10 protein-coding genes are annotated in these 13,326 nt (G+C 72.0%); all 10 read left to right on the forward strand.

Translation table 11 applies throughout. The features are described from left to right. The first annotated feature begins 402 nt into the window (after positions 1-402). The gene (locus OG937_19265; GenBank protein ID WUD73671.1) at positions 403-1,638 is read left to right on the forward strand and encodes a nucleotide sugar dehydrogenase; all 1,236 of its coding nucleotides are present in this window, start codon (positions 403-405) and stop codon (positions 1,636-1,638) included. A gap of 53 nt (positions 1,639-1,691) precedes the next feature. Then, positions 1,692-2,765, forward strand: a complete 1,074-nt coding sequence (locus OG937_19270; protein ID WUD73672.1) for a hypothetical protein — start codon at positions 1,692-1,694, stop codon at positions 2,763-2,765. A gap of 326 nt (positions 2,766-3,091) precedes the next feature. Continuing rightward, positions 3,092-3,691: a hypothetical protein gene (locus OG937_19275; GenBank protein ID WUD73673.1), complete on the forward strand. Its 600-nt coding sequence runs from the start codon at positions 3,092-3,094 to the stop codon at positions 3,689-3,691. Positions 3,692-3,697: 6 nt separating this feature from the next. Then, positions 3,698-4,807 (forward strand): glycosyltransferase family 4 protein, encoded by a 1,110-nt coding sequence (locus OG937_19280; protein ID WUD73674.1) that lies wholly within the window; start codon positions 3,698-3,700, stop codon positions 4,805-4,807. Then, positions 4,804-7,308 (forward strand): DUF2206 domain-containing protein, encoded by a 2,505-nt coding sequence (locus tag OG937_19285; protein ID WUD73675.1) that lies wholly within the window; start codon positions 4,804-4,806, stop codon positions 7,306-7,308. The genes OG937_19280 and OG937_19285 overlap by 4 nt, the downstream gene beginning before the upstream one ends. Beyond that, the gene (locus tag OG937_19290) at positions 7,305-8,444 is read left to right on the forward strand and encodes a glycosyltransferase family 4 protein (protein ID WUD73676.1); all 1,140 of its coding nucleotides are present in this window, start codon (positions 7,305-7,307) and stop codon (positions 8,442-8,444) included. The genes OG937_19285 and OG937_19290 overlap by 4 nt, the downstream gene beginning before the upstream one ends. Continuing rightward, complete coding sequence (locus OG937_19295) at positions 8,437-9,759, forward strand: lipopolysaccharide biosynthesis protein (protein WUD73677.1); 1,323 nt, start codon at positions 8,437-8,439, stop codon at positions 9,757-9,759. Before OG937_19290 ends, OG937_19295 begins: the two co-directional genes overlap by 8 nt. Continuing rightward, on the forward strand, positions 9,756-10,925 hold the full coding sequence (locus tag OG937_19300; protein WUD73678.1) for a glycosyltransferase family 4 protein: 1,170 nt from the start codon (positions 9,756-9,758) through the stop codon (positions 10,923-10,925). Before OG937_19295 ends, OG937_19300 begins: the two co-directional genes overlap by 4 nt. Next, positions 10,922-12,193, forward strand: a complete 1,272-nt coding sequence (locus tag OG937_19305; protein WUD73679.1) for a polysaccharide pyruvyl transferase family protein — start codon at positions 10,922-10,924, stop codon at positions 12,191-12,193. Before OG937_19300 ends, OG937_19305 begins: the two co-directional genes overlap by 4 nt. Next, positions 12,190-13,326: a glycosyltransferase family 4 protein gene (locus tag OG937_19310; protein ID WUD73680.1), complete on the forward strand. Its 1,137-nt coding sequence runs from the start codon at positions 12,190-12,192 to the stop codon at positions 13,324-13,326. Before OG937_19305 ends, OG937_19310 begins: the two co-directional genes overlap by 4 nt.

Here is a 13,326-nt window from a genome sequence, read left to right on the forward strand (position 1 = left end):
CAGTCGCCCCAACCGGCATGAGGGGGTGTGGCGGGGTGCGCCCATGGGGGTCCCCCCGGCCGAAGGCTGGGGGAGAGGAGCGGCGAACGCGGCACCGAACGACGTGGGGGTAAACCGCGAGCGCTGTGGGGGTCCCCCCGGCCGAAGGCTGGGGGAGGGAGGGAGGGAGGGAGGGCGGGTGGACGCCCGCCGCAGGCGCAAACAACCCGCACGCAGACACCCGGGCAGCCCGGCGCAGCCGCCCGCAACACACAACGGCGCCGCACACGAGACGGGCTCCATAGGCGCACCCCGGACCGCGTGGCGTGCAGTCATATCAGCTACCTGTCTGGTTAGCCTGATTTCGCGCCATTTGGGTACCAGGACGTACCAGGGCGCACCCCGCCGCCGGAGAGGACCCCCATGCCCGCAGACCTCGCAGTCATCGGACTCGGCCACGCCGGGCTGCCCCTCGCGCAGGCGGCCAGCGCCGCCGGGCTGGGGGTGATCGGGTACGACCCGGACGAGCACGTCGTGGAGGCGATCAACGCCGGCAACCGGGTGCCCTGCGGGGCGCTGGCCGCCGCCGACGTGCGGCGGATGCTCGCGGGCGGCTTCCGCGCGACCGCGGACACGGCGGCCCTGGGCCGGGTGCGGGCGGCCGTGCTGTGCGCGCCGACCCCGCTCGGGGAAGGCGGGGAGCCGGACCTGACGGCGCTGGCGGAGGCCGCCCGCGCGCTGGCCGGGCAGCTGCGGCCGCACAGCACGGTCGTCCTGGAGTCGCCGGTGTACCCGGGGACGACGGAGGACTTCCTGCGTCCGCTGCTGGAGGAGGGCTCCGGCCTGCGGGCCGGCCACGGCTTCCACCTGGCGTACGCCCCCGCGCGACACCCCGGCACACCGAAGGTGATCGGCGGGCTCACCCCCGCCTGCACGGAGGCGGCGGCCGTCTTCTACGGCCGGTTCACCGAGCGGATCGTCCGGGCCCGGGGCGTGCGCGAGGCGGAGACCGTGCAGCTGCTGGAGACCAACTACCGGCACGTCAACATCGCCCTGGCGAACGAGATGGCCGTGTTCTGCCACGACATCGGCGTGGACGTCTGGGACGTCATCCGCTGCGCCGAGACCCGCCCCCACGGCTTCCAGGCCTTCCGCCCCGGCCCCGGGGTCGGCGGCCACACCATGCCGCTGGACCCCGGTCACCGGCCGTACCAGGGCCGGGTGGGCGGCCATCCGCTGCGCCTGGTCGAGTACGCGCAGGAGGTCAACGCCCGCATGCCGCGTTACGTGGTGCAGCGCGCCGCGGCCCTGCTGAACGAGCACGGCAAGTCGCTGCGCGGGGCGCGCGTGCTGCTGCTGGGCGTGACGTACAAGCCGGACCTGCCGGACCAGGAGCGCTCACCGGCCCGCGAGATCGGCGCCCGGCTCGTCGAGCTGGGGGCGCAGCTGAGCTACCACGACCCGTACGCCCCGCAGTGGCGGGTGCTGGACCGCCCGGTCCCCCGCGCCGACTCCCTGTGGGAGGCCGCGGCGCACGCCGACCTGACGGTCCTGCTCCAGCACCACCGCACCTACGACATGCAGGGCCTGGCGGTGAAGGCCCAGCTGATGCTGGACACCCGCGGGGCCACCCCGGCCGGAGCGGCCGCACGGCTGTAGCCGACGCGAAGTGGCTTTACGGGACACCACGGTGCTGCTCTAGCATCCGTGGTGTGACTGACCCCGTGGAAAACCCGGAAGACGCGGCTGCCGCTCCTGGGCAGAGCCCCTGGAACACCCCGTCCGCTCCCGAGCCGTCCGCGGCGCCGGGCGGTTACGGGTACCCACAGCAACACATACCGTACGGGCAGCAACCCGGCTTCGGGCCGGCCACCGGCTACCAGCAGCCCTCCTACTCCCCCCAGCCGGACTGGCAGGCGCTGGCCGACGCCAACGAGGCCAGACAGCGTCGCCGCCACAGACTCAGGACGGGTGTGATCGTCCTGGTGGCCTGCGTGCTCGGGGTGGGGGCCGGCGTCGTCGCGCTCCACTACACGAAGGACACGAAGGACACGGCCACCCCGTCCACCCCCAGCGCTTCCCCCTCGGTATCCGCCTCCGCGAAGGCCGACTCGCCCACGGTCCCCGGAGATGACAAGGTCCTGGCGGACAAATCCGGGCAGAACAATCTGGCCCTGGGGCCGGACGCCGGGGTGAGCCAGGTGACCAACGGCTACGCCGTCAGGTTCCGGAGCAACGGCAATTCCTACGCCCAGTCGACGGCGCAACTGATCGACGTCACCAAGAGCTTCAGCATCTCGGCGTGGGTCTACAACGAGGCGCCGAACGTCTCCCGCTCCGCGATCAGCCAGGGCGACGGCGTCTCCTCCTCCTTCAGCCTGGGCCGGGACGCCTCGGGCGCCGACCGCAAGTGGGTCTTCAAGGTGCAGACCGCCGCCGGCGGGGCGGACAGCACGACCTTGCAGGCCGAGGCCGCCAAATCCGTCAACACGGTCAACGAGTGGGTGCTGCTCACCGGTACGTACGACGCCGGGGCGAAGGCGATCACGCTCTACGTGAACGGGGAGCCCGCCGGCGCCAAGAAGGTCCCCGGCATCTGGGCCGGAAAGGGCCCGCTGCAGCTCGGCCGGGCCCGTACGCACGGCACCTGGGGTGACTACTGGGCCGGTGTCCTCGGGCACGTCATGGTCTGGGACAAGGCGCTGACAAAGGACCAGGTGGCGGGCCTCAGCAAGGGCCAGGCCGGCGGCGATGCCAAGCCGATCGCCTCCTGGCTGATCGGCTGACGATCACTTTTGCTCGTTAGTCATCACAAGTTGGTCACACCATCAACAGCACTTCAAAATGTTGGACTACAGTCGCATCTGTTCCGCACTTCATCGTTCTGACAGGCGAGCGCCCTTCGTTTGCCGGAGTTCCCACCGCCGCCATTGGCCGCTGGTGGCCATTTCCTTGCGCAGAGATGTCTTGCGGAGAAACTCACGAGGGCTCGCCGCCCCGTCCGAGCGCCCGGGGGGGCATGACGCATGAGAAGCCTGTCCATAGCCATCCCTGCGTACGGCGAAGCGTGCGACCTGCCGGACGTCGTGGCCGCAGAGCGGTGTGAAACGGCATGAACCCCCCGCTTGACGAGCCCGACCAGTCCGACGCTCACGCCCCGGAGCCCCGTCCGGAACCGGCCTCGCCCGGCCGGGCGGGTGCCGCCCGGGGCAACCGCAGGAAGCGCCGCTCCCCGGTCCCGCCGGGACGGCGGATAGCGGGTGCGGCGGTGGCCGTGGTGGTCGCCGTCGCACTGTCCGCGGGCCTGTGGTCCGTGCCGCCGGTGCGCACGGTGCTGCTGCAGTCCTTCACCCGGCAGCCGGCCCCGTTCACCGAGCTCTACTTCACGGATGCGCCCCGCTTCGACGGCGGCACGCTGATCGTCCCCGTCGCCGTGAACGCCCACGGGACGGGTCCCGCGCCGCTGCGGCTGAAGGTGACGCTGGAATCGGCCGACGGCAAGCCCGTGGCCTCCAGGACGGTCGGCCTCAAGCCCAAGGACGGCACGGCGGTCCCCGTCGTCGCGCGGTTCACGAAGGCCACCAAGACGGCGCTCCTGCGGGTGAGCCTCGTCGGCCACGCCCAGTCGTTGCACTACAACTTCGTGACGCCGAAGACCCCGAAGACCCCGAAGCGATCCCCGAGTGCGACCCCCTCCGACGTACGAGACTGAAGCCTGATGCGACGCACCATTCTGCAGATCACCCCGTACTATCCGCCCCACCTGGGCGGGCTCGAACGCGTCGTGGAGCACCTTGCCAACCAGCTCGGGCAGCGCCACGACGTGCGGGTCATCACCACCGCCCTCGGTGCCGACGGCGGACCGCGCCGCTACGGTGCCGGCCGGGTCACCGTGCGGCGGCACCGCGCGGTCGAGGTGGCGCACACCGCGCTCGCGCCGGGCCTGCCGGTCTCGCTGGCGGTGCGCACGCCGCGCGACGCCGTGCTGCACCTGCACTGCGCGCACGCGTTGATGCCCGAGCTCGTGGCCGTCATCGCCCGCATGCGCGGGCAGCGCTTCATCCTCCACTTCCACCTCGACGTGGACGCCTCCGGGCGCTTCGGCGGGCTGCTCCCCGCCTACAAGAAGCACGTCTTCGGGCGGTCGATGCGCGCCGCCGCCGGGGTGATCGTGCTCACCGAGGAACAGGGCGCCTTCGTCCGCGACACCTACGGCGTGCGGGCGGACCGGATTTTCGTCGTCCCCAACGGCGTGGGGGCCGGCTACTTCATGCCGGTGCGGGAGACGGCGCAGCGCCCCTTGCGGCTGCTGTTCGTCGGCCGCCTGAGCGCGCAGAAGAACGTGGCCCGGCTGCTGGAGGCGACGGCCCTGCTGCGGGAGCCGGTGCAGCTGCGCATCGTCGGCGACGGCGAGCTGCGGGAGAAGCTGGAGGCGCACGCCGCCGAGCTGGGGCTGCGGAACGTCGAGTTCTCCGGCGGGCTCCTCGGCGAGGACCTGGTGCGGGCCTACGCGGACGCCGACGCCTTCGTGCTTCCGTCGGACCGGGAGGGCATGCCGCTGGTCGTCCTGGAGGCGATGGCCGCCGCCCTGCCGGTCATCGCGACCGACGTCCCCGGCACCGCAGAACTGCTCAGGGGGGTCGGACTGCTGGCCGCTCCCGAACCGGCGGCGCTGGCCGCCGCCATCGACTCGGTGGCCGCCGACCCCGGGCTGCGCCTGCGGCTCGCCCGGCAGAGCGCCGCGAAGGCCCCCGACTACTCCTGGGAAGCCGTGGCTGCCCAGGTCGAGCAGGTCTACGCCCGCGTCTACCCCGAGGCCGGCGTATGACGGCCCATGACACGGGAACCAGCGGCAGCCGCGCCACCAGGTCCCCGTCGTGGGCCGCCGAGGCGGATGCGGATCCGTTGACGTACCCGGCCGAGGACGACGCTGCGGGCGGTGGGTCCCGGCGCGGACGCCGGGGTGCGAACCGCGAGGTGGCGTCGTCCGGGGATGCCCCGGCCGCGGGCCTGCGGGCCGCCGACCTCCTGCGCGGCCGTCTCGCGGTGCTGCTCGGCATCGCGCTGGCCTGTGTCGTGGAGATGCTGCCCGGCGTGCCCGGGGTGCTGCTGACGGTGGCGGGCCTGTGGCTGCTGTTCGGGGCGCCCATCGCGGTGTGGCGCGGCGTCGCCTCCCGTGTGGTGTCCACCAGGGACGGCAGCCTCCTGCTCGCCGTCGGCATGGCGATCATCACGGATCTCGTGATCGCCCTCGCCGTGAACACGGTGCTGCCGCTGGCCGGGGTGGAGCGCCCGCTGACGCGGGTGTCGCTGGCCGGGGCCACGGCTCTCACGCTCATCGTGATCGGCGCCTTCGTGCCGGAGGAGGAACGGCCGGAGCAGAGGAGGTCCTGGCTCCGCGACGGACTGCCGCCGGGCGCGATCCCCGTGGCGGCGCTCGCGGGCGTCGCCCTGGTGCTGTCGGTGGCCGGGGCGATCCGGCTGAACAACGGCTACGGCGGTGGGGTCAGCATGACCGCGCTGATCGCCGTCGTCGCGCTGCTGGTGCTGCTCATGGTCCGGCGCTGGCGCTACCCGGTCGCCGTCCTCGAAACCGGCCTGTTCCTCGGCGCGGCCGCACTGCTCCTGCTGAACTCGCTGCGCGGCTGGTCCATCACCGGACACGACATCCAGCGCGAGTACGAGTACTTCCGGCTGACGCTCGGCGGATCGCTCTGGGACATCTCCACCTATCCCGATGCGTACAACGCCTGCCTGAGCATCACGCTGCTGCCCGTGAGCGTGTTCCGGCTCACCGCGATCCCCGACATCTACGTCTTCAAGATCGTGCTGCCGGTGCTGTTCGCGCTCACCCCGGTGCTGGTCCACCGCGCGGTGCGCAATGTCGCCCCGCAGCTGGTGTCCCTGCTGTCGGCCGTCTTCTTCATGCTCTTCCCCACCTTCCTCTCCGACATGACCTTCCTGGGCCGCCAGGAGGTCGCGTTCGTGCTGCTCGGCTGCGGGATCATGGTGCTCACCGACCCCGGGCGGCCGCTGCGCGTGCGGCGGATCGCGTTCGTCGTGCTCCTCGCCGGCATCACGCTCTCGCACTACTCGACGATCTACGTGGTGATCGTCGTCCTCGGAGTCGCCGTCGCCAGCGACGTGGTCTGGCGCTGGGTGGAGCGGTTCAAGTCCAAGCGCGCACGCAAGCGCAAATACCGTCCGGCCGAGGCCGCCTCCTTCCTGACCTGGTGGATCGTGGCGGGAGCCGCGGCCATGGCACTGGTGTGGGCGGGCCCGGTCACGCACACCAGCGGGCAGCTACGGAGCACGCTGAGCGGCGTCGTGCAGGAGATCACCAACCCGGGGCATGCGCAGGGCGGCTCGTCCGACACCTCGTACAGCCTCTTCGGCGGCGGGCCCTCGCTGACGCCGCAGCAGCGGCTGAGCGAGTACCGCGCCGAGACCATCAAGGAGACGGCCGCCGACCGCGCGAAGGGATCGTATCTGCCCCTCGAGACGGTGGACGCCTACCCGACCCCCGTCATGACCCAGCGGAACATGGCCCTCACCACCGCCGGGCACGTGCTCGACGCCGTCGGGCTGAAGGCGGTCACGGTCAACTCCCTGCTGCGCCAGTTCACCGCGGGCCTGCTGCAGCTGCTGCTGATCATCGGCGTCATCGTGATCGACATCGGGCAGCGCGGGGCCTTCCGGCCGGTGCGCGACCAGACCACCCTGACCATCGGCGCCGTCGCCCTGCTCGGCGTGCTCACGGTCGTCCCCCAGCTCTCGGTCGACTACGGCGTGCTCCGCGCCTTCCAGCAGGGACTGTTCTTCTTCGCGCCCTTCATCGCGGCGGGCATGCTGTCCGTCCTGCGCTGGATCGGGCGGCGCCGCATCCTGACCGTGTACGCACTGGTGGTGGCGCTCTTCCTGGACCTCACCGGCGTGGTGCCCAAACTGCTCGGCGGTTACCCGCCGCAGTTGCAGCTCAGCAACGCCGGCCAGTACTACGACATCTACTATCCGAGCACCGAGGAGCGGATGGCCGCCTACTGGCTGTCGCAGCGCTTCGCCGCCGAGGGCGGACCGACCCTGGTGCAGACCGACGGCTTCACCTTCAACCGGCAGCAGACCGTCCTCACCGGCCCGGTCATGGGCAACATCTTCCCCACCAGGCTGCGCACCGACTCGTACCTCCTGCTGGGTACCTCGACCGTGCGCACCGGACAGGTGACCTTCTCCTACCGGGGCGACCTCATCACCTTCCGCTACCCCGTCGGGCTCCTCGACAAGACCAAGAACGAGATCTACAGCAGCGAGGGAGCAAGGATCTACCGATGAGGGTCCTCCTGGTCAGCCACTACTACCCGCCGCACGTCGGCGGCATCGAGAACGTCGTCCGCATGGAGGCCGTGCACCTCGCCGCGCGCGGTGTCGACGTCACGGTGCTCACCAGCGGCGAGCGCACCGCGATCAGCCAGGAGGACGGCGTACGCGTCGTCCGTGTCGCGGCGTGGAACGGCGCGGAGCGGGCCGGTGTGCCCTTCCCCGTACTGTCGCCGCGGTTGCTGACGGCCGCATTCCGCTGGGTCCGCCGGGCCGACGTGGTCCATGTGCACGACTGCCTGTACCTGACCTCGTGGGCGGCCGGACTCGTCTCCGCGCTCACCCGCACCCCGCACCTGGTCACCCAGCACGTCGCCCTGGTGCAGCACCCGTCCGCGCTGGTGCGCGGGGTGCAGCGGGCCGTGTACGCCGTCGCAGGCCGCGGCCTGCTGCGACGGGCCCGCACCGTCATCACGCTCAACGCCTCGGTCGCGGACTTCGTACGCCGCTACGGCGCCCGTCCCGCCCGGGCCCGCCACCTCGCGAACGGCGTGGACGCCGCCCTCTTCCGGCCTGCCGCCTCGGGCGAGGAGCGGGCGCTGGCCCGCAAGCACTTCGGCCTGCCGCAGGACCGGCCGCTGGTGCTCTTCGCGGGACGCCTGGTGCCGAAGAAGGGCTACGACCTGCTGCTGTCCGGCTACGACCCCTCCGCCGGCTACGACCTGGTGTTCGCCGGGGACGGCGACTCCACCGCCCTGACCGGCCGGCCCGGCGTGCACCACCTGGGCGGGCTGCCCCCGCAGGAACTGGCCGAGGCGTACCGGGCCTGCGACGTCTTCGCGCTGCCGTCGACCGCCGAGGGCTTCCCCCTCACCGTCCAGGAGGCCATGGCCTCCGGGCTTCCCGTGGTCACCACCGACGACCCGGGCTACGCGCCCTACCGTCTCGACCGCTCGCGCGTCACACTGCTGAACCGGGACGCCGGGGAGATCCGCTCCGCGCTGTCCGCGCTCGCCGGGGACGAGCAGCGGCGCGAGCACATGGGCCTGTACTCGCGCGAACTCGCGACCACGGCCTTCGCCTGGGAGGAGCACGTGAGCGCGCTGACCCAGTACTACCGGGACGCTGCGAAACCGGCCACCGATGGCTAGGAACAGGGGCAGGCACGCCCGTCCCTCGGACCAGGTGTACCGCAGTTCGTTCTTCCTGATGGCGTCGACGGCGACCACGGCCGCCCTCGGCTTCGTCTTCTGGGTGGTGGTGGCGCGCTTCTACACCCCGGAACAGGTCGGTCTGGCCACGTCGCTGATCTCGGCGACCTCGCTGATCTCCTACCTGAGCCTGTTCGGGCTCAACAGCACGCTGATCCGCTTCCCGGCGGCGGGCCCCGCCCGCAACGGACAGCTCACCCAGTCGATCGCGCTGGTCGGGACGGTCTCGTTCCTGATCGCCGCGCTCTACCTGCTCGGCCTGCCGCTGTACGCGCCGAAACTGGTCTTCATCCGCGACCATGCGACGGCGGCCGCCGCGTTCGTGGTGTTCTGCATCTGCGCGGCGGTGAGCCAGCTGACCTTCTCGGTCTTCGTCAGCGCCCGCATGGCCCACCAGAACGCGCTGGTCTACGGCCTGCTCCAGGGACTGGTCAAGCTGGCCCTGCCGGTCGCCCTGGTCGGCTACGGCTCGGCCGGCATCCTCGGCTCCACCGGTGGCGGCTTCGCGGCGACCGCGCTGGTCGCGCTGTTCCTGATGCACCGCCAGCTCGGCTTCCGCTTCGACTTCCGCGCCCGGGGCACCAGGCTCCGCGAACAGCTGCGGTTCTCCGTCGCGAGCTACGTCACCAGCCTGCTCAACCTGCTGCCGCAGCTGGTCGTCCCGCTCATCGTGCTGCACCAGCTCGGCGCGGCGGCGGCCGGCTACTACTACGTCGCCTTCCAGATCGCCAGCCTGCTCAACTCGGTGTCCTTCTCCGTCGGCGAGGCCCTGTTCGCGGAGGGCTCCAACGACCCCTCCCGGATCGGCGTCCTCCTCCGGAAGACCGCCGCGATCATCGCGGGGCTGATGATCCCCGCCTCCGCGGTGGTGGCGTTGGGCAGCGGGCTGATCCTGAAGCTGTTCGGCGGCAGCTACGCCGCCGAGGCCAAGCCCCTGCTGATCGCGTTCGCCGCCGGAGGCCTGGCGGTCGCACTCACCACCTGGGCGAACTTCGCGCTCAAGCTGACCGGCCAGATGCGGCAGCTGGTCGTGAACAACGTCGTGTACGTGACCGTGTCCGTCTCCCTCACCCTGCTCTGGGCGTCCCGGGGTCTGGTCTGGGTCGGCGTCGCCTGGGGTGCGGGCAACCTCGCGTCCGGGGTGGTCGCCCTGGTCGCCGTGCTCGGGCACCGGCGCCGCAGCCTGGCGGCCGTACGGGCGCAGAAGCACCAACTGGAACTGGACCCGCCCCGGACCGTGGAGGCACAGGCATGAGGATCCTGCAGATCGTCAACATCGGATTCGAAGCCGGAGGAGCGGAGAAGAGCGTCCGGCTGATCATGGACGGTCTCGGCCGCCGGGGGCACGAGGTGCGGGTGCTCTCCACCGACCTCCTGCTGACCGGGGCGGCCGACCAGCAGGTCTTCGCCCACGACCTGGTCCCCGCCGTCACCGGCAACCCGGCCAAGCGGCTTCTCGGCTACTTCTGGCACCGCCCGGCGTACCGCCGGGTCGGTCAGGTCCTGCGGGACTTCCGGCCCGATGTCGTCCACCTCCACACCATCGGGGAGTTCAGCCCCGCCGTACTGGCGGCCACCAAGGGCAGCCCGCGGGTGCTGACCGTGCACGGGCCCGAGGACTGGACCAGGTCGCTGCTGCGGTGGAACCTGGCCAGCGCGACCTCCGGCGGCCGGCTCTCGGCCGGCGACGCCGCCCGCTACCTCTACCTGCGGTACTTCCAGCGGCCCGCGTACCTGCCGCGGCTGCGGCGGGTGAACCGGGTGATCGCCCCCAGCCGGTACTACGCCGACGCCGTCCGCGCGGACGCCGGCGCCGTCCCGGTCTTCGTCACGCCCAACGGGATCGAGCGCAGCACCTTCCCGGAACCGATCAAGGAGACCGGGCACCTGGTGTTCGTCGGCCGACTGGAGCCGGTCAAGGGTGTCCACGTGCTGCTGGAGGCGTTCCGCGAGCTGCTCACGGCCCATCCGGACGCGCGGCTCACCATCGTGGGCGACGGAACGGACCGCAAGCGTCTGGAGGACTCCGCCGCCGGGCTCGTCGAGGCAGGCCGGGTGACCTTCCGGGGCTGGCTCTCCCCCGACGGCGTCGCCGACTGCCTGAGGGCTGCCTCCGTGGTGGTGCTGCCGTCGCTGTGGCCGGAGAACTTCCCCACCGTCGGGCTGGAGGCCCTGCAGATGGGCCGCCCGCTGGTCGCCTCCAGGGTCGGCGGACTGCCGGAGCTGGTGGGCGAGGACAACGGTGCGCTGGTCACCGCGGGGGACGTCGCCGGGCTCGCCGCGGCGCTGGGCCGGCTCGTCGGCGACCGGCAGGTGTTGGAGCGCATGGGGGAGGCCTCGGCCGCGCGCGCCGAGCGGTACGGCGTCGAGGAGTTCCTCGACGCCCTCGAACATCACTACAAAGAGGTCGTTGCAGAGTGAAGATCGTTGTCGTCAATGCCTTCGAACGCGGGAACCGCGGCGACGCGGCCCTGCTGAGCGTGGCCATCCAGCAGTTGCAGCGGGCCTACCCGTCGGCGCGGATCGCGATCGCGGGCTTCGAGGAGCCGGAGGTCTGGCCCGAGTTCGACGGCGTCCCCAACCTCGGTTCGGTCCGCAGGTACGTGGGTGACGAGAAGGCCGGACGGCTCGCCCGGCCCGCCCGCAAGGCGACGGCCCTGGCCCTCGCCGCACTCGCCGCCCTCCCCGGGGGCGGGCGACTGGTCAAGGCGCTGGCCCGGCTCCTCCCCCGGGAGATGCGGACGGAGGTGCGCGCCCTCGCGGAGGCCGATCTGGTGCTCTCCCTCGGCGGCGGCTACCTCAACGGCAAGGCGGACTTCGCCTCCGACCTCAGCATCACCTTCCTGCTGCTGCCGATGTGGTTCGCCCACCGCTTCAAGGTGCCCGTCGTGCTGGCCCCCCAGTCGTACGGCCCGTTCCCCACCCGGTGGCAGCGCCTGGTGATGCGGCGGGTGCTGGGCAGGAGCCGCCGCGTCGTGGCGCGTGAGGAGATCAGCCTCACCAGGCTCGCGGAGGCCGGCGTCCCCGACCGGATGGTGATACGCGGCGTGGACAGCGCCTTCGCCTTCCAGGGCATGTCCCAGCGGCCCTGGCGGCACGAGCTCGGGATTCCCCAGGACGCACCTTTGGTGCTGGTCACCGCTCGCCAGTTCCTCGACGCCGCGGCGCAGTCCGCGTACGAGGACGCGATGACCGCCGCCGTCCGGCACCTGCTCGACCAGGACTGCCACGTGGTGATCGTCCCCCAGGTCACCTGCGCCTTCCAGGCGGACGACGACCGCATCGTCAACCGCCGGATCGCCGCCACCCTCGACAGCCCCCGGCTGCACGTCCTGGACGACGAGGCCATCGACCACCACGAGATCTTCGCCCTCTACGGCGCCGCCGACTTCATCCTCGGCACGCGCTTCCACTCGGTGATCTTCGGTCTGGTCTCCAAGGTGCCCTGCGCCGCGATCGAGTACGACCACAAGACCCGCGGGATCATGCGGGACCTCGGTCTGGAGCACTGGGTCATCCGGATGTCGGAAGCGACGCCGGACTCGCTGATCAGCCTGGTCGACAAGCTGCTGGCCGACGCGGACTCCTACCGTCAGCACCTCCAGACCGCGATCCCCGCCTACTCCGCGCGCGCGGAGGAGTTCGTCGGCCTCCTGCGCACCGACGTACCCGAGGTGACCCGGGGATGACCACCGAACGCACCGTCGCGGTCGTCGCCCCCTACTACCCTCCCAAGGTCGGCGGCGTGGAGAACTACGCCGCCCGGATCGCCCGCGCGGTCGCCGACGCGCCCGGGCTGAGGCCGGTCGTCATCACGACACGGCTTTCCGGGCTCCGCACCACCGTGGACGTCGAGGAGGGCGTGCAGGTCATCCGGCTCGGCGCCTGGCTGAAGCTGTCCAACACCCCGCTCAGCCCCCTATGGCCGCTGCAACTGCGCCGCTGGCTGCGCCGGACCGGGGCCGAGGTGGTGAACGCCCACGCCCCGGTCCCCGGGCTGGCCGACCTGGCGGTCGCGGTCTCCGGGAAGCGGCCGGCCGTCCTCACCTACCACGCGGGCTCGATGCACAAGGGCGAGCCCGGCAGTGGTGCGGCGGACCGGCTCATCGGCCTGTACGAACGCCGCGTGCTGCCGCGGGTGTTCCGGCGGGCGCGGACGCTGGTGGCGGTGTCGCCGGTCTCACTGGCCGCCGGGCACCCGCACGCGGTCGAGATCACCCCCGGCGTCGACGTCGAGCGGTTCACCCCCGGGCGGCCCGCCTCGGAACGTCCCCGGACGGTCGTATACGTCGGCCGCATGGACCGCTCGTCGGCCTGGAAGGGCGTCGACGTCCTGGTGAGGGCGTTCGCCGAGCTGGCGGCCGAGGTGCCCGATGCGCGGCTGCGCCTGGTCGGCGGCGGCGACGCGGTGCCGGACCATCTGCGGCTCGCGGCGGAACTCGGCATCGCGGAGCGGGTGGAGGCGGTCGGCGAGCTGACCGGGGACGCCCTGGTCGACGTGGTGCGGACGGCCGCCCTCGCGGTACTGCCGTCGCGCACCGAGGCGGAGTCCTTCGGCATGGTGCTGGTCGAGGCGATGGCCTGCGGCACCCCGGTGGTGGGCTCCGCCGTGGGGGGCATCCCGCACGTCGTGACGGACGGCGAGACCGGGCTCCTGGTCCCGCAGGGCGATCCCGGTGCGCTGACCGCCGCCTGCCGCAAGGTGCTGACCGACGCCGCACTCGCCGACCGGCTGGGCGCGCGGGGCCGGCAGGAGGCGGAACGACGTTTCGCCTGGAACGGCCTGATGGAGCACTACATCAGGCTGTTCCAGGCGCTGTAG

The sequence above is a fragment of the Streptomyces sp. NBC_00510 genome, assembly GCA_036013505.1.
Classification (GTDB): domain Bacteria; phylum Actinomycetota; class Actinomycetes; order Streptomycetales; family Streptomycetaceae; genus Actinacidiphila.

What these genes read in the sequence shown, in the direction of transcription:
- OG937_19265 (WUD73671.1), top strand. Translation starts at nt 403, where the DNA reads ATGCCCGCAGACCTCGCAGTCATCGGACTCGGCCACGCCGGGCTGCCC.
- OG937_19275 (WUD73673.1), top strand. Translation starts at nt 3,092, where the DNA reads ATGAACCCCCCGCTTGACGAGCCCGACCAGTCCGACGCTCACGCCCCG.
- OG937_19280 (WUD73674.1), top strand. Translation starts at nt 3,698, where the DNA reads ATGCGACGCACCATTCTGCAGATCACCCCGTACTATCCGCCCCACCTG.
- OG937_19285 (WUD73675.1), top strand. Translation starts at nt 4,804, where the DNA reads ATGACGGCCCATGACACGGGAACCAGCGGCAGCCGCGCCACCAGGTCC.
- OG937_19290 (WUD73676.1), top strand. Translation starts at nt 7,305, where the DNA reads ATGAGGGTCCTCCTGGTCAGCCACTACTACCCGCCGCACGTCGGCGGC.
- OG937_19295 (WUD73677.1), top strand. Translation starts at nt 8,437, where the DNA reads ATGGCTAGGAACAGGGGCAGGCACGCCCGTCCCTCGGACCAGGTGTAC.
- OG937_19300 (WUD73678.1), top strand. Translation starts at nt 9,756, where the DNA reads ATGAGGATCCTGCAGATCGTCAACATCGGATTCGAAGCCGGAGGAGCG.
- OG937_19310 (WUD73680.1), top strand. Translation starts at nt 12,190, where the DNA reads ATGACCACCGAACGCACCGTCGCGGTCGTCGCCCCCTACTACCCTCCC.